Origin of the sequence: Adlercreutzia wanghongyangiae (genome assembly GCF_035989245.1) — a bacterium.
GTDB lineage: Bacteria > Actinomycetota > Coriobacteriia > Coriobacteriales > Eggerthellaceae > Adlercreutzia > Adlercreutzia wanghongyangiae.
Window position 1 is genome coordinate 61,667 of sequence record NZ_JAYMFF010000010.1, and the last position, 18,735, is coordinate 80,401.

Below are 18,735 nucleotides of genomic sequence, written 5' to 3' on the forward strand. Positions count from 1 at the left end.
TAGTCCAGATCCTTCAGGTGCGAGCCGTTGGCGCCGGTGTTGTCGAAGGCCTTGCCCGTGAGCGGATCGATACCGCGCAGCAGCTTGCGGCCGTTCAGGCTGGTCTGGTAGGCGCTGTTGGCACCGCCCGAGCCGTTGGCGTCCACGGTCACGTCACTGCCGTCGCGACCGAGCACGTCGTCCTCGGGGCTGCCCGACCAGTCGGAGTCGAGCCACACGTAGTCGCCGATGTAGCCGCGGCCGTCGGGAGCGTCGATGAAGGCGCCGGCGCGGCCGTTCTCGCGCAGGTAGGTGCCGGCCTCGTCGCCGGCGTCGTTCTGGTTCACGCGCACCAGCACGGAGTTCTGCTGCACCACGCTGCGCAGCTGGTTGGCGCGGGCCAGGCGCTTGTAGTAGGCCGCCAGCTCCTCGGGAGTCTTGTAGGTGTTCTCGGGGTTGCTCTCCTCGGCCTGCAGGTCCACATTCGGGTCGCCCGTCTTGGTGCCCAGGAACTTGGGCAGGTTCAGCGGGGCGTCCAGATCGTACACCAGGCGCATGTAGCCGCGGGCCTGCACGTGCATCTCGCTCTTGGGCTGGGCCCAGATGGCGCGCAGGGCACGGGTCAGCTCGGCTTCCTTATCGGGATTCGCGTTCACGTAATCCTTCAGCTCGGACAGCTTCACCAGGTTGTAGCTGTACTTCATCTCGTCGCCGGACTTATCGGGCACGCTCTGGCCGTTCACGTACTTGTAGGAGCCGTTGCGCACCTCCTCGAACACCTGGAAGCGGCTGTCGGGCACGTACTCGTCGATACCGTCATCCTCGGGGGTGTCCACGTTCGGGTCCAGGCGCTCGCCGTACTTGTACAGCCACAGCAGCTGGTCCACGTCGGCGGGCACGATCTCGCCGTTCACCTTCTTGAACGGGCCCACCCAGATAGTCATGTCCAGGCCGTCCACCAGAGGCGTGCCGTTCGGGTCGGCCGTGGCATCGCCGGCCGCGGTGTAGCGGCGCACCTGGATGGAGTCCAGATCGGACAAGGTGCCGGCCCACTGGGAATCGCGGGTCTTGAAGGCGTCGAAGCGCGGGTCGCTGTTATGGTTGTACACGTCGGCGTCGCCTTCGTGCGGCAGCATGTCGTAGAACACCACGTTGCGGAAGCGGGTCGGCGAGTTCGCGCCGCCCTCGCCCACGCCCTCGGGGTTCGTGACGGTGTTGTAGTAGGTGTAGCTGGTACCCTCGGGCACACCGGCCGGGCCGTTCTTCGACCAGCTGGCCTGCTGCTCCAGCTGCGTGGTGACCACCTTGTCGGAGTCCACCGTGCCGGCGCTCTCGAAGCTTAGGGCCGGCAGCTGCATCATGATCATCGACTGGCTGGTCTGGCTGTCCATGTTCACATCGCGGGTGTCGGACACCAGGCCGCGGGTGGAACCGTCGGACGAGGCGATGGAAGGCGTGTAGGGCTTGAAGTTGCCCGGCTTGTAGCCGTAGCCCGACGTGGTCAGCAGGTCCTCGGAGATGAGGTCGTTGGCATCCGGGTCGATGGGCACCAGCAGCTCCACGATCACGGCCTGGCCCGGCTGCAGCACGCCGCGCGACGTGCCCTTGTCGGACTTCTGGCCGGTGAAGCGCCAGTTCATGAACTTACGGGGCAGGCTGGTGGTGGTATCTACGCCCGAGGTCTTGTCGGCGATGCGGTAGGCGCTGCCGATCACCGGGTCGTTCATGCGCGGCGTGGACTCCGACAGCTTGGTGCGCACCGACTCCACTTCCAGGTAGTCGGTCATGTCGGCCACGTAGTACGTCCAGATGGGCGTCTTGCGGTCGATGTTCACGTAGGGCTTGCCCGGCACCCACTCCGAGGTGTAGTTCCAGTCGAAGTGGCCGTAGGCGCGCTCCCACATGGTTTTAGCCGTGCCGTCGGCGTTGTACTTGTCGGCCTCCAGATCCTCGTAGGACACGTAGGTCAAACGCTGGCCGTTGGGCGACACCACGTTGCCCGACGAGTCGAAGGAGAAGCCCTCCACATAGGGCAGCACCTGGGAGATCTGCGGGTTGGCGCAGGAGTCCTGCTCGTAGCCGGTATATCCCAGGGCGGCCATCTGGTTGTCGGACAGGTTGGTCAGCACCAGCTTGTAGCGCATCATCAGCGACGAGCCCTTGTTGATGGTGGACGCGCCGCGGCTCCAGCTGTAGCCCTCGGTGGGGTCGGGCTCGGAATAGCCGGTGTTGCGCGACGAACCCGAGAAGTAGCCCTGGAAGATCTCCAGCGACAGCACCGGCGACTCGGCCGTGCGGATGAAGCCGCCGCGGGAACGCTCGGTCTCCACGCTCTTGGTGTCGTCGTAGCGCGGCGTGGCGCTGGCGAAGTGGTTCACGTGCACGTCGAGGTCGCTGCCGCTGTCGGTGGCATCGTCGGGCACGCCGTCGATGGCCTGGCCGTGCGAGGGCTCGGTCAGCTTGCTGGTGGTGAACTTCACGTAGGGAGCCCGCGAGGTCACGCCCGCGTGAATCTCGGTCACCGTCTCGGGGTGGTAGTTGCCGGCGGAATCCAGCAGCTCCACCTTGCCCATGTTGTTCTTGCGGTAGCCCCAGCCCACGTTCAGGCGCAGCGGGTCGAAGTCGTCGGCCTCCTGCTTGCCCTTCGTGTTGATGAGCGTGCCGTTCTCGGCCAGGTACTTGCCGGCGGTGTCGGTCAGCGTGGTGCCGTCGTCCAGCACCGGGTCGGACACGCCGTCCTTGTACTCGGTCTTCGCGGCGTCCTTGTACAGGGCCGGGTCGCCGTCCTCGTAGATGCGGCCGTTCAGCTGCTTCAGGCCGGTGGTCTTGTCGGGCACGGCGTCCACGTCCAGGCGGAAGCCGTGGGGCACGGGCACCTTGTGGGACAGGCTGTCGTCCTCCACGGTGGAGCCCACGGGCACCGCCTTCACCACCCAGCGGATCTGGCGGATCTGCACGGAGTCGTCCTCGCCGAGAATCTGCTTGCGGGTGAAGGTGATGTTCTGCTTGTCGGAGATGGCGTAGCCCTCCTTGGCGCCGATCTGCACCCACTGCTTCGAATCGGCGGTGTTGTAGTCGGTGCTCTCATTGAAGGCCGGGTCGATCTCGTCCTCGCCGTACCAGTAGTCGCGGTCGGCGTCGCTGCCGGCCAGGGCGAAGTTCTCACGGCCCTGGTACTCGCTGCCGTTCTGCTCGATGAACACGTTCTCGTCGGCACCGAAGTTGGTGGACGACACGCGGGCGAACATGAACAGGCGCAGCTGGCTCTCGGTCTCGGCGGCCTCGTTGGCCGGCTTGGCGCCGGCGGCGTCGGCGGCCAGGGCGATGCCGTCTTCGGTGCCGTCGGCGGTGTACACCGCGCCCGGCACCTCCCAGATGCCGGTGGACACGCTCTCGAAGGCCGACTGGATACGGCCCACGGCGTACTCGGTGTCCTTGGTGAACGGCGCGTTGGCCACGGTCATGGCGCTCTTGGCCGGATTCTCCGAGGCCGTGGCCCAGAAGGGAACCTGCCAATCCACCACGAAGCTGTTCACCGCGCCGCCGGTGTTGATGGCTTGGGTCATGTAGAAGCCGTTGGAGCCGCGCAGCTGCACGTCCTGGCCGGAGTACACGTTCATGTCGGAGTTGTAGATGAGCGTGCGGGCCTTCTCGGTGTCGATACGCACCGACGCCGAGGGCTTGCGGATGCGGAACCAGCCGGACGTGTCGGTGACGTACAGGTCGTCCAGATCGCTGTCGCGGTCGTAGTTCACGTTGGTGGCCGCATGGTCGGCGGCCTTCTCGCCGGAGCGGTAGAAGCGGTTCACCGACTGGCCGTGGAACGACGTGCCGATCAGCGTCATCACGTCCTTCTTCGGCTTCAGGCCGGTGGTGCCCTCGTCTACCGAGCCGTCGGCACCGGCCTCGACATTGCCGCCGCCGTTGGGCTTCTGGCCGAGGCCTGTGTTGTTGCTGGTGTCCGCACCCGTCAGGTCGTCGCCGTCGTAGATGTGGTCCCAGCCCTCCTTGTCCTCGTCGTCGATCCAGTTCAGCTTGGTCTCGTGGGCCGTGGCGTACACCTGGGAGTCGTCGCCGTTCCAGCTGGCGATGGTCTCCATCTGCTTCTTGTAGCTCACCAGCTTATCGCCGTCGTACAGGCTGTCGTCCATGGCGGTGTCCACATCGCCCAGGTTGTCCAGGCGCGTCTTCACCTTCAAGGTCATGGAGTCGCCGAAGCCCAGGAAGCCGTCGGGATGCACGCCGGCATAGTAGGCGTTCAGCAGCGAGTCGAACTCGGCGAACTCCTTGTCGGTGGCATCGTCGGGCGCGGCGATCTCGAACACCACCACCTCGCGGTCGTGCACGCGCGGCTTCACGGTGCTGTAGGAGCCCACGCCCTGGTTGGCCTCAGTGGAGCCCGACAGCGTATCGGTCACCAGGCCGCGGGCGGCCACGGTGTCGGCGGCGTCGTCCATATCGGCCTTGCCGTAGTTGGCGTTGTCGGTCTTGCCGCGCAGGGCCAGGGTGCCGGTGGTGGCGAAGTTGTTGTCGCCGTAGTTGGGCTGGTAGGACACCTTCACCGTCCAGCCCTTCTCCATCAGCTGCTTGGGAGTCAGCCGCTCGGTCACGCGCTCGCCGGTCTTGCGGTCGGTGTACACGCGCTCCACGTAGAAGGCGTAGTCGTCGTCGGTGTAGTCGCCGATGTACTTGTAGTCCTTCGACTTGGAAACGCCCTTGTCGTCCACCTGGGCCAGCGTCTTGTCGTCGGTCAGCATGCGGTCGTCGTAGAACGTCACCTGGCTGGGCAGGTGCAGGGCGTACACCAGCTTGGCGTGCTTCATGTCGCCCTGGGCCTCCACGATGTCGGTGTACTCGTCGGGCTCCAGGTAGCCGGTCTGGCCGGGCTGGGCGTTCTCGTCGGCGTAGTTGGTCACCGTGGCGGCGAACCAGGGGGTCTGGTCGTACTGCCACGCGTCGTTCTCGAAGGCGGGCAGGAACAGGGTGTCGTGGTTCACCCAGTCGTTGTCCATGCCGAACTGGTTCAGGAACGAGGGGTCGTACTGGTAGTTGTTGAACAGGAAGTACGGGTCGTTGGCCGACACCCACTCCAGGGTCTTGCTGTTCACGGAGTACTCGCCGCCCTGGATGAAGTGATCGGTGCCGTCGTCGTTCAGCAGCTGGTCGGGGTCGCGGAAGGGCGCCACGAAGTCCACCGAGCGGTTCACCACGATGCGCACGTCGCTGACGGTCTGGTCGCGGCTGAACTCGAAGCGGTCGTACTCGTCGGGCTCCACCACCGGGGGCTCTTCCTTCACGCGCTCCAGCTCGATCTGCACGTACACGTCCACGTCGTCGTCATCGGCGTGGCGCACGTACACCACCGAGCCCTGCTTCAGCTCGTCGGGCAGCTTGTCCTTGCCCTTGTGGGCGGTCTCGATCTTCACGTACAGGCGGTCGGCCTCGGCCTCCAGGTAGTCGCCCAGCTTGATGTCCGACTTCTTCAGCTCCGTGGGGATGTAGACGGTCTCCTTGATCAGGTTGCCGGCCTCGTCCTGCTCCGGATCGCCGTTGTCGTCCAGCTTGTTCTGCTCTTTCTCCTCCATCACGTAGAACACGCCGCCCTCGGCGGGCACCTGCGGGTAGTTGTCCAGGGTGTACTCGTACATCCACTGCTCGTCGTCGCGCACCGTGATGTCGCCCACCTTCAGATAGGAGCCCTTATGATCGGGGTCGGCCACGTACAGCTGGGTGTCGGGGCGCACCACCTGGTCGGAGCCGTCGGTGGCCTTCTTGGTGGTCACGCTGTCCACGTTGCTGTCGTCCAGCGGGAAGGGCGTGTACACGTCGGTGTACTCCATCACCGGGTTGTTATCCTCGTCGTACATCGGCTTGCCGTCGGCACCCACCTTCTGCTCGGCCTTGCGCTCGTAGGTGTAGAACGTCACACCGGTAATGGGCTTGGTCTTGCTGTCGCCGTCCAAGGTGTACACGCGCTCGTCCATGGCGCTCACGTTGCGCACCAGCTTGGCGCGCACGTAGTTCACCGTGTCGCCGAAGGTCTGCTTCACGTACAGGTTCGGGGCCGTGGCGCCGCTGTAGTACTTCAGATCGGTAGCGGAGACGATGCTCACCACCTCGTATTCCTTCGACGTGCGGTTCTGCACGTAGAAGGTGGTGCCCATCATGTCCAGGGTGCCGGGGTTGCCGGCGGTGTAGGCAAAGTAGCTGTAGGGATCCACCGTCTGCTCCACGCGCGGAGGCAGCTCGTTCAGCACCACGCCCACGTAGGCCTCGCCGTCGCCCACGTACAGCTTGGCCTCCTCTGCGGCCAGCGTGGCCACGGTGAGGGCCCACTGGGCCCGGGCCAGGGCGGTGGCGTCGCCCGCCGTGGTGGCATTGGCCACATCCTGGGCGGCCTCGTCCTTCTGCTTCTTGGCCTTCTGCTGCGCCTCGTAGGCGTCATGCAGGTCATCGAAGGTGTAGGGCACGGCCGTGTACACGTCCAGCTCGGGCAGATGCTGGTAGCGCGGCTCGGTCGTGGTGGCCGGCTGGCCCGGAGGCGTCTGGTCCTCGGGCACGTACAGGGTCTTGCCGTTGGCGCTGTCGATGCGCTTCACGTACTTCGTGCCCGTGAAGGAGGCATCGGTAATCTCCGCGAAGTGCTTGGCGCGGGTGAAGAAGGTGGTGCCCACGGCCGTTTCGGGGGCGCCGCCGCCCACGATGTCGTTGAAGGTCACCTTCTTGGTGCGGCTGTAGTTTTCGGTGATGAGGTGCGTGCCGCCGGCATCCACGTCGCCGGAGTACAGCTTGGCCTCGGTGGAGTCCACCGCGTCGGTCAGCTGCGACTTCTTGAACGTCTTCACCAGCGACCATTCCACCTGGCCGTTCTTGTAGCTCTTCAGGGTGACCACGATGGTCTTGCCGTCGGCGCTCACCTGACGGGTGGCCTCGCGCTGGGGAATCAGCGTGTCGGTGGCCTCGTCGTAGGCGTTGTAGTGCATAGTGGTGGTCTGCGAGCCGTCGGGACGCTCGGTGCGCTGCACCTTGATCAGCTCATGGCCGTTGGCGTCGCTCATCACGCGGTCGGTGATGAGGTTGCCCGCGGCGTCCAGGATGGACGTGGGCGCCGAGATGATGGAGCCGTCCACCTTGATGATGGAGTCCTTGCCCGCGCCCATGCCGGTGCGCTCGGTGCCGTGCACGTAGTCGCTGGCGGTCTTGTCGGCGTAGTTCTTGCCGGTATCGCTCGGACGGTCGTTGGGGCTGGCCTCCACCTCGTAGTCCACGTTCAGCGTGGGCGACTTGGTGCGCAGCTTCACCGTGGCGTACACGCCGTCGTCGTAGTGGTCGGCCGCCTTGCCCGTGGCGCGATCGGTGAAGCGCTCGGTGCGCACGGCCGTGCCGTCGCCGGCGCGGTTCAGGTTCTGGGTCGTCGCCTGCGACAGGCCGTACTGGTTGGCATCGAAGAAGTAGTCGCCCACCAGCAGGCCCTTGCCCTGGGGCTTCTGCTTGTCGGCGGCCAGCGGCTCGCCGTTCACGCCCAGGGTGAGGGTATCGGCGCCGTACAGCGGGCGCGTGGCCACGGCCACGCCGCCCAGGGCCAGGCGGCTGCGGGTGGTGCCGTTGCCATCCTGGTTCTCGGTATAGCGGCCGTTGAAGCCGGCCAGGTAGTTGCTCGGCACCTTCTCGGCGGTGTTCTGGCCGTTGTTGATGTACTTGGCCGGGATGAAGCCCTCGGTGTGCGGCGTGGCCGTGTACACCGAGCCGCCCCAGCCCTCGCCGGCCACCGGCGCATAGGTGTAGTAGGTGGTCTCGGTGGCGTCCAGGCGCTTGTCGGCCGAGTACCAGCCGGTGGCGCGCAGGTTGTTGTTGTAGGTGGTGGAGTTGATGGAACCCCAGTTGGCCTGGGAGCCGCGGTACGCCAGCCAGGTCAGCTTCTTCTCGCGGGCGGTCATGCCGTTGCTGTCGGACAGCTGCGAGGGCGCGCCCGGCGTGAACGGGTTGTCGGCGCCGGCGCCGGCCAGGGTGTGGGCGTTGCCCGCCGCGTCGTGCTGGGTCACCGTGTCGGTGTTCACGGTGCCCTTCGGATCGGGGTTCACGGCCACGGTGATCATGTCGTCGGTCAGGTACTTGTAGCCGTCCACCTTCGAGGTCACGAACGCGCGGACGTTCTCGTAGGAGCGCGCCATGGCCGCCGGGTCCAGACCCATCTTGGGCTCGTCGTAGGTCATCACGTTCATCTTGAAGATGTCCATGCCGCCCGAGGTGATCTGGGTGATCAGGTCGTTCGCGTCGTTGTAGCCCGAGGCCTTCGGCTCGAAGCGCACCACGTAGCGGTACTCGGTGGCGCCGGTGTTGGTGGTCACGGGCTCGAAGGTGCTCGTCACCGCCCAGTTGTCGTCCTTCCAGGCGCGGTCCTTGTTCGCGTTCAGATCGCGCTCGGTGCCGCGCACGGCCACCTTCTCCACCCACAGGCTGTCGGTGGTGCGGGCGTACTGCACATAGCCGTCGGCGTTGGCGTCGGCATCGGCGGCATCCAGCAGGAACAGGTCGCCCTTGAAGGTCTCCAGATCATCGGTGGAGATCTCGTCGTAGGCGGGGGCCACGGCCGGCGTGGTCAGCTCGTAGTAGGTGAGGGCGGCATCAGCCGGATCGTAAGCCTTCTGCACATAGATGGTGTTGCCGTCGGCATCGGTGTCCTGCACGTACAGGTCGCCGGTGAACGCGGCCGGGTCGGCCACGGCCGTGAACACCGCGTCGGTGCCCGGCACGTAGCGGCAGTACTTCTTGTCGCCGATCTGCAGCTTGTGGTAGTTGTCGGAATCGGCCATGAACGGCGTGGAGATATCCCAGTCGTCGGGGCTCACCGTCTGGGTGCCCTCGATGGAATAGGGCTTCTTGGTGGTCTTGGAGTACAGGGCCACGCCGTAGGGCAGCACCACGGTCAGCACGGGCAGCGTGAGCGAGCCCTTGCTGCCGCCGTCCACGGCATAGTTGTTGTGGGCCGCCGAGGTGTACACCTGGCGGTCGTGGTAGCCGCTCACCTGCTCCCACTGGTAGGGCTGCTCGTCCAGCCAGTAGCGGTTCTCCACGTGCACGTTCAGCTGGCGCTTGTCGGCCTCGGTGTCCACGTAGTAGGTCTCGTTCACGGCGATGGCCGCATCCGAGGTGTCGCCCACCTCGGGCTCGAAGGTGCTCACGGTGTTCCACACGCGCACCATCGGCTTGCGCATCACGGCGTGGGCGCCGGTCTGGGCATACAGCACCGTGCCGCCCTTCAGGGCGTCGTCGTAGTTCACAGCGGCGTTGTCGGTCACGCGCAGGCCCATGGGCGCCAGGGCCTTCTGGTCGTTGTTGGTGGCGAAGGCCTCATCGGCGGCCACGGCGTTGTTCAGCACCGTGGTGCCGTTCACGGCCGGCATGTTGGGCGAACCGTGGAACTGGCCGTACAGCGGCGCGTGCACGCCCAGGCGGCCCTTGGCGATAAGCGTCCAGTTGAAGTCCATGCCGAAGGGCTGCACGTTCTGGCGGCGCGTCTGCAGGGCGGCGCCGCCCTCGTAGGTGTCCACGTCGTAGATCTGGTAGTAGGCGCTGGAGTTGAAGGGCTCCTTGCCGGGTGCGGCCGCGGTGGCCGGGGCCGTCATCTTGTACAAGGTGGCATCCGCATTGGCGCGGTCGGCGGCGGTGGCCGCCACGTAGGCGCCCGCGGCGTCCTTCACGTACAGGGTGAGCGCCGTATCGGCGCGCTCGGCGTCATCGGCCTCAGCATAGGTGGCCGGGGCCTCGGGCGTGCCCGGGGTGGCGGCGTCCACGTTGCCGGTGTTGGCCTCATCGTCCCACGGGGCCGTCAGCAGGCGGTCGTACCACACCTCCGACTCGTTGTTGCCGAAAATGTGGCTGCGCAGGTTCACGCGCAGCTTGTAGCCGCCCTCGTCGTAGCAGGCGCGCAGCGAAACCGGGTCGGGGTCGGTGCCGTTGGCGGCGTTGTCCACCGCGCGGCCGAACCACTTGCCCAGATCCTGCTTCACGGTGATCTTCAGCACCCAGGGCTGGCTGCTCTGGGTGTAGGTGGCGCCCGTCATCTTCGACGGGTCGGCCACGATCTCGCCCGCGGCGTTCTTGGTGTCGGTGCCCTCGCCGCGCTGGGAGGCCGCGCCGGTGGCGCCGTTCACGCTGGCGTAGGTGCCCTGCTCAACATGCTCGGAGTAGTCCACGTCGGCCGTGGTCACGTTGCCCGTGCGGTAGGCCGCCGGATCCTGGTTCGTAGAGGGCGCGTCGTAGCCCTGGTAGGCGCCGTAGGGCGTCTGCACGATCTGCACGTCCACCAATTCGGCGGGAATGTCGGCGTAGGTCTCGCTCACATAGGGCGCGCCGTCGTTATCGGCGCCGGTACCCTTGGAGATGCCGTTCACCTTCGTCAGCAGCTGGGCGCCCACATCGATGCTGCCGTCCTTGCGCAGCACCGGCTCCACGCCGCGGGGCATGATGTAGGTGAAGGTCACGCCATCCAGGTTGCGGTCGCCGTAGTTGTAGGCGGTCAGCTGGCTGGTGAACTCCTGGCCGAACTCCAGGGCGTCCTCGTACTGGCCGAACTCGATCTCGGGATCGGCGGTCAGCTGCCAGTGCTTCAAGTCGTTGGCCCACGACACGTCGTACAGGTTCTTGTAGGCGTCGGTGTAGTTCACATCGGCCGCCGCGAAGGGGGTGTTTATCGCCAGGCTGCCGCGCGCGCCGGTGGACAGCGTGGTGGGCTGGCTGTACTTGCGGGCCGCCTTGTAGTCGTCGGTGGCGTTGGCCGCGCCCACGCCGTTGTCGAAGTCGCTCACCATCTCGGAGGTGGTGGCCAGCCACGCCTTCTGCATGTGCACGCGCGTCTGCGACCACACGAGCGGGGTGGCAGACAGCTTCTCGGCCGCCGTGCGCAGCGGCGAGTCCACGCCCATGTTCACGGTGGTCTCGTTGCGCTTGGCGCTGGTGTTGTAGGGACGGTACTGCACCGCGCCCACGCCGCCTTCCACGGTGGACAGGGCGTCGGCGATGCGGTTGGCCGTCACGAAGCTGAAGTAGTCGCGGGTGTACTCGGTCTGCACGGAGGTGTAGCCGCCGGCGTCGAGGCTCCACTCGTCGGCGCTGGCGTAGGTGTAGCCCATGGGCAGGTGGCTGCGGCCCAGCTCCATGGTGGCCGGCCGCCCGCTCGTGGTCAGGTAGCTCACCTTCTGCATGTTGTTGGTGGTGATCACGTCGGCGTCCATGAACTGGCCGTTGCGGCCCGAAGAGCCGTAGTCGTTGCTCTCGGTGTAGCCGGCGGTGTTCACCACGCTCTCGCCGATGTGCCCGTCGCCGTTCTTCACCACATTCGAGGCAGTGCCCGGAATGAAGGTGTAGGTGTGGTCGAGCATCTCGTAGGTGTCCACGTGCTTGGGCTTGTCGGCCGTGAACGCCACCTCGTGCAGAAGCGAGTCCATGTCCATCAGCACGTTCTGGTTGTTGATGCGGTTGCCCGTCACCATGCCGGTGCCGAACGGGTCAAGCATGGCGTTCGACAGCCCGAAGTTCGCGCTGCCGGGGCCCGGGTTCACGAAGAACGAGCCGGCGGCGCAGCCGGTGTGGCCGCAGTGCAGGTGGTAGCTGGAATAGTAGTACTCGCCCAAACGCGGCAGGTAGGCCGGGCGCACCCCGGCGGTGTTCGAGGCCGCGTTCGGATCGTCCACGCGGGCGGCGCCCACGGTGGCCGTGGTGTCGGAGGCATCCAGGTCCTTGTACACCTGGGGCAGGTTCTCGGTGGCCGCGCGCACGGGGATGGCGATGGACAGCGTGTCGCCCACCTCCACCACGGTGCCGTTGTTGTCGGGACGGTCCACCGGGCGCAGCTGCTGGTGCTTGTCGGTGGGCACGGTGCCCTTGGCCGGCACGCTGCCGTCGGTCAGTAAAGAGCCGGTTTTCAGTTCGTTCTCAGGCAGGAAACGGGTGTCGGCCGGGTCGGTGGGATCGGCCACGCCCTTGATACCCTCATACTGGTCATCCATGACCCACTCGATCTTGAACAGACCGAAGGTGGTGGTGTTCGACACCCCCTCGTCGGTGGGCACGATGTCGTTGTAGGCCTTGCCCGAGGTGTAGTTGCTGGAACCGCCCAGGGTGCAGGGGTTCGTCAGGCCGCCGTTGTCGCAGATACCCAGCTCGTGCGACTCGTAGTTCATTGATCCGCCGTAGTCGGCCGCCGTGGTGGTGGCCGCGCCCTCCTCGGTGCCCACCTGGGTCACCTTCACCTTCAGGCCGCGGGTGCGCTCGGCGGTCACGTCGTTGCCGTAGCGGTCGTACCACGCCGTGTTCTCGGTAATCACCTTCTCCAGGTAGCTGGCGGTGATGTCCTTGCCGATGTTCGAGGCCGTATCGCCGTAGCTGTTGCCGCCGTAGGCCGCCTGCTTCAGGTAGTCCAGCGGAATGCGCTCGTAGAACACCGGATTGTAGATCTCGCCCTCGCCGGCGCTCTCCTCCTGGGTGTCCGTCACCGACACGTTCGTCTTCACCTCGGCGGCGTTGGCGCTGCCGTAGTCGAAGGAGACGTCGCCGTTGGAGCCGTTCACGATGGAGAAGTTGCGCAGGTAGGCGGTGTCGTCGCCGCTGTGCACCGAGTGGTCCTTGGTGTAGCTGAAGTTGACAGTGTAGTTGCCCGGCTTCACCGTGGCAGACCAGGTCTTCCACGAGCCGGTGTTGCCCGAGTAAGTGTTGTAGTACGAGGGCCCGTTCACCGTCCAGTTCAGGCGGTCGCAGCTGCTCTCAGACGACACGAAGTACTGGAACGAGAAGGTAGTGGTCTTGTACACCTGGAAGCTGATGCTCATGCCCGACCCGGTGCTGTGACCGTGGTTGGTGGAGTGGTACTGGCCGCCGCGGCCGTTCGCGTCGCCGGCCGCCCAGTCGCCGTAGCCGCTCGTCCACGACTTCGTGGTCACGGCGATGGCGCTGGCCGACACGGCCAAGTTGGCGTTCACCAGGGTGTCCTTGTACCAGAAGGTCTCACCGGCCACGTAACCGGTCTTCTGGGGGGCGTTCTCGTCGTACAGGGCCGTGGCCTCGTCGCGGGTCTGGAACACCTGGTTCTGGAACTGGGTGTTCGGGGCGCGACGGTACACGCGGAAGTTCTCGGACACCTTCCACTGGTTCTGCTTCGTCTTCCAGCCCAGATGCTGCACGTTGGTGGAGGAAGCCGCGCCCACGCCCGAGCCGTTCACCGTGCCCGTGGCGTTGTACAGCGGGCCGTCGAAGGGCAGCGTGGTGGTCTCGTTGTGATGGTGGGTGTAGGCCACGTCCACGGCCACGTTGCCGGTGTAGTAGTTGTTGATGTCGGTGTGGGTGGTGGACAGAAGGTCGCGCGTGTCGTTGAAGCGCGCCACGCCGTCCAGCACCACATCGTTCAGCTTGAACGGGTTCAGGCCGTCCTCGGTGGCCGGGATGTCGTAGTAGGTCCAGCGCATGGCCTCGGCCTCGCGGAACAGGTTGATGTCGACGACGCTCTCGGTGCCCGCCACCTTGTTCGAGCGGCCGGTCATGTAGCTGGTCAGGGCCTTGTGCTCCTGGTCCTCGGTCAGCCACGCGCCCACCAGAGCCGTGTCGGTCACGGCCGGCACGGTCACGTTGCCCTCTTCGTCCTTCTCCTCGGGCGTCTCGGTGGTCAGATACACCGGGTCCACCGCGTCGGGATCGGCCTTCATGATGGCGATCACCTTCTCGCGGTCGGCATCCGAGGCCAGGGGCACGTAGTACTCCACCTTGATGTTCTCGCGGCCGGGATGCGTCCAGGCCACGTCGCGCGCCACGGTGCCGTCGGCCGCATCGCCCGGGTTCACCGCCACCACGGAATCGGCCGAGGCGCGGTTCATGGGATAGGTGTCCTTGGCATCGATGTCGGCCAGATCGGTGTTCTGGCGCGTGCCGCCCGGAGCCATGGCGGTGTTGTCGGGCAGGTTCTCCGGGTAGGCCAGGTTGTGGCCGTACACCTCGAAGATGCGCTTGCCCTCGGGGCGCTGCAGCTTATCGTTGAAGCGCTCGGTGAAGCGCACCGTCACGCGGATGTCGTTGGTGTGGAACGTGGGGTTCGCCAGGTTCGACACCTTCACCTTCAGCGGGTTGCCGTCCTGGTTGGCCGTGGTGTTGCGCGTAGGCGACACGTTCGGATACTCGGTGGTGATGCGCACATCGCCCAAATGGTCGTCCTTCACGTCGCGCATCACGTCGCCGGCGTTGGTGATCGTCTGCTCGGGCTTGGTCAGCACCACGCCCTGCCAGCCGGAAATCTGCTTCAGGTCGTCGCTCACCAGGTTGCCGCTGGCGTCGGTGGCGCCGTCCAGGGTGGTGGCGTTCTTCAGCGCGCGGTCCTCGGCGGTCACCTTGATCAGCTGGTCGCCGGCCGTGGTCGGGTCGAAGGGCGCGGTGATGCCGCTCTTGCGGTCGGCCACGGTGGCATGGTAGCCGTTCGTGTTGCCGCCGTTGCTGTAGTACTGCACATCCGATTCCACGAAGGCACCGTACTGGCTCTTGCCGGTCAGGTTCGCGTCCACCGCCTTCTTGTGGTGGTACTCGATGATGTCGCGCGCCTCGTCGTGCATCACCTTGTAGGTGGCCTCGTCGCGGTCGTCGGCCTGCTCCACCATGTACTGGGTGTAGCCGTGGCGCGGCTTGGCGGTCACCTCGAAGGTGGCCTTGATCTTATCCGCGTCGTAGGCCGGCGCGTCATCGTCGTTGTTGAAGGCGTTGTTCACCGTGTCGTTGTAGTCGGGGTCGGCCTCCAGCTCGTCGGTCATCTGGGTGATCACGCGCAGGTACACGCCCTGGCCGGGCTGCACCTGCTGGGTCTGGCTGCCCACCGAGAACACCAGGCCGCGGTTGCTGGCGGCGTACTCCCCTGCCACGCCTTCCAGCAGCGACTGCGCCGAGGGGCCGGCCGTCAGGGTGGTGGCCGCCTTGTCGTGGGGGAACTTGGTCAGGTCGGTGGAGGCGGGGGCCTGGGCCATGGTCACGTTGTCCACCGTGGCCGTGGTGCCGTCGCCGTTGTCGATGACGATGGACTCGCCCAGCAGCTTCGCCGTCACCGTGGCCACATCGTCGGACAGGGGCTTGCCCTTATCGTCGGTCACGCCCCACACGGTGTCGTTGCCCACCGAGTTCAGCGACAGCTTCTTCGCGGCCGCCTCCTCGGTGACCACTTCCCAGCCCACGATGCGCTGACCGCGGCCCACGGTGAAGCGGGCGTCCACATGCTGCAGGGGCAGCATGGAATTCAGCGTGGCGCCCACGTACAAGGTGTACTCCAGGTAGTCGCCGGCGTACAGCGCGCCGTCGGGGATGTCGTTGGCGATGCCGTCGGCGTTGGAGGGCTGGTAGCTGAACACGTTGGTGACCGAGCGGTCGTCGGCGTCGTAGGCGAACACCGTGTCCTTCTTCACCGGATAGCTCTGGGTGCGCTGGATGTAGGGGGTGCGCACGACCGTGTTCGACCACTCGCAGCGGTGGCTCGGGCAACCGTAGCTGCTGCACTCCTCGGGGCAGCGCACGCCGGCGGCGTAGATGCCGATGTCGGTGCCGTCGATGCGCTTGTGCATGTAGTGGGTAGGCGTCTCGCCGGCGGCCAGGTTGGCGTCCAGCCAGGGCTCGCCCGCGTCCCCGTGGCCCACTGGCGTGATCTTCGTGCCGCGCACGTAGGACACGTCCAGGATGCCCAGGCGATGGTCGATGCGGTAGGCCGCCGTGTCGTCGTTGGAGATGACGATGGACTCGGTGTTCGGGTCCTTCGCCTTCAGGTCCACCGTCAGCAGGTGGCGCGCATCGGTGCCGCGGAAGTGGCTGGCCTGTTTGCCGAAGGTGGGCGTGGAGTTGTAATCCCAACGGGCGGCGTTGTCCTTGTCGCCGCTGCCCAGCACGTTATTGGGCGTCAGCGTGTTGGTGGCCGCGGTGGCCGCCAGGAACTGGGCCACGGGACGGTCCACGAAGGTGCCGTCGTACTTGAAGGCGTAGTTCACCATCATGTCGTTCGCCGTGGGAACGGTATTGGCACCGGAAACATCGGCACCCGTGTTCACCTGGCTGGCGCGGGTCAGCCACTGGCCCGAATCCAGCATGGTGTTGGTGAAGCGGCGGTTGGCGTTGGGCGCCTCGAAGGTGATCTGCAGCGAGGTGAACAGCGCCTTGGCGTACACCTGGTCCACCTCGTCCTCGTCGTAAGGATCGGCGGCCGCACCGGGGTTGGCGAAGCCGTTGATGGAATTGGTGGCGTCGGTGGCGCGGTAGGTGCCGAACGACAGGGCGTCGCCGGCGTTCTTCTGAATGGAGGTCACCTTGCCGTTGGCGTCGGTCAGGAGCTTGTCGTTCTTAATGGTTAGATGATTATATGTTGTAAGGAGCTTCGGCTCCTCGTCGGTGCCCGCGTTCGTCTCGGTGGCCACGCACTGGCGGAACAGGCCCTCGAAGTCGATCACGTAGTCGCCGTCGGCGTCGTAGATGGGCTTATGGTCGGCGCCGTACACGATCTGCGCCGTCACCTTGCCGTCCAACGCGGTGCCGTCATAGGCCATGGTGCCCGCGGCCTGGGTGCCGTCGGCGATCTTCCACGGACCGCTCACCAGGCCGGCCTCCTTCAGTTCGGCCCAGGTGATGGACTTCTGCTGTTCTGTGCCCAGCGCGTCGATGTAGGTGAAGGTGAAGTCGGTGGCGTTGAACCAGCCGCCGTCGCATGCCACGCAATGGCAGTCCTGGCCGTTCTGGCCGCCGCAGGCCAGAGCCTCGATGAAGGCGCGGCCGGAGGCGTAGTCCTCGGTGGTGTACTGCTCGCCCACGATGGATAGGTAAATCTGGCGGCCGTCCTCGGTCACCTGCTTGGTTCCGTCGGCGTTCAGCACGCGCTTGCCCGTGTAGGGCTCGTAGGCATCGCCGTTCTTCACGTACGGCGTGTACTGGTAGGCGATGCAGGTGCCGCTCTTGTGGTCGGCGCAGTAGGCGTGATCGGTGTACTGGTTGGCATTCGCGCCGCCGTCGCGCACCAGATAGGCCGGCACGTACACGTTCTGCAGGCGGAACACCTTCTCGGAGGCGGCCTTGCCCGCCTTCGTGATGTTATCGTCGAAGGTGCTCTTCAGCTTCACGCGCGACAGGTGCGCGGCGCGCAGGTTGTCGCCGCCCAGATTGCCGCCCTCCTTCACCTCGTCCTTGGTGTTCTGGAAGCGCACCTCGTAGGTGGCCTTGGTGGGCGTCAGGTTGTCGGAGGACACGCCGTCACCGAAGTCGTAGATGTGCTTGATGTCGGTCTGGCGCGTGATGGTGTTGGTGGTGTAGCCGCCTGAGGTGGACGAGCTTACCGTGAAGTCGTAGTTCCACGGTGCCGACGGCACGATGGAGGCCGACGTGCCCGTGTAGCCAAAGCTGTTGCCCTGGGTGAGCACCTCGTTGCGGTAGTTCTCGCTGGCCTTCTTGGTGCCGTTGCCCACCACGGTGTCGGCGGCAACGCCCGCCGCGCCGTTGTTCTCGGTCTGGATGCCGGTGCTGTAGCCGTAGCGCACCTTGTAGCCGGCAAGCCATGCGGTGTCCACCGCGGAATTGCGCGGCACCCAGCGGTTGCCGTAGCCCACGTAGTTGTACTGCTTCTGGTAGCCGTTGGTGATGGTCCAGTTGTTGTAGGAGTAGATCTGCTTGTCTTCGCTGCGCTTGAACGTGGTGGGAGCGTAGAAGTGGTTGAAGTCCACCGTGGCCGTGGAGATGGCGTTGGTGATGTAGTCCTGGTACTTCGTCTCTTGATCGGTGCTGCCGTCCACGAACAGCTTGTTGTTCTGGCCCTTGTAGATGAAGGGACGGCCCAGCACGGCGAAGTCGCTGGTGGCCTGGCCGGAGCCGCGGTCGCCGTCGTAGGCGCGGGCCGTTTCGGCCGTGGAGTCGGCATCGCCGCCGTAGGGGCCCAGATCCAGCGTGTAGCTGGTCACGAACTCGCCCTCGGCCAGCTGGATGGTCAGCGGCGCGTGGTCGCTCTCCAGGGCCTCCAGCGTCAAGCGATCGACCACCGGCGTCTTACCGTCGGCCTCGAACACCGGGTTGCCCGCGGCATCCTTACCCTTTTTAACATAGCTGTACACCGGCGCGCTGTTCCAGTACCGGGCGTCCATGAAGTCGGGGGTGTAGTCCACGGCCTCGCCGGCAGCGTTCACGCGCTTGAAGTACATCACCGCGTCGCCGTTGGCGTCCAGGCCCTTGGTGAACAGATAGGTCAGGCCCGGCGACTTGCTCTCGTCGGTGGTGGGCTTCAGGCTGGAGTCCACCATGGTCTCGCTGCCGTCGGCATTCACCAGGTACATGTTGTTCAGGCGGATGCGGATGGTACGGGCCTTGGCGGGGTTCTTCGTCCAGCCGTTGTCGGTGGCAGCGGCCTCCTCGGTCCAGTCGGTGTCCTTATCCCAGGCGGTGGTGCGCAGGGTGATGAACACGCGATCCAGGTTGCCCTTGCGCTCGATGCCGGCGTAGTTGGTCAGCGGGTTCAAGTGCGCCCACACGTTGGCAGCGGTCATGCCGGTGATGGAGCTCACCTTGCTGCCCACCGTGCTGGGGGCATTCGCATTGGCCGCGTTGGTGCGGAAGAACTTCATGCCCATGCCCAGATAGCCGTAGTACTCGATATCCTGGTCGGGATAGATGGTGGGCAGGTTGTCGGTGATGCGGATGTTGTCGGCCGCCGACACGTAGGTGGACCAGGGCTTGTAGTCGTGGTCGCTGTAGGAGGTGTTGTTCGTGCCC

General features: G+C 65.7%; 1 protein-coding gene (running past both ends of the window). It reads right to left on the bottom strand.

All 18,735 nt of this window come from inside a single coding sequence — locus tag VIN30_RS06325, LPXTG cell wall anchor domain-containing protein, on the bottom strand. Of the gene's 67,494 coding nucleotides, 22,439 precede the window and 26,320 follow it; the stretch shown corresponds to coding positions 22,440–41,174 (codon 7,480, partial, through codon 13,725, partial); the first complete codon in reading order (the gene reads right to left) occupies positions 18,732–18,734. Both the start codon and the stop codon lie outside the window.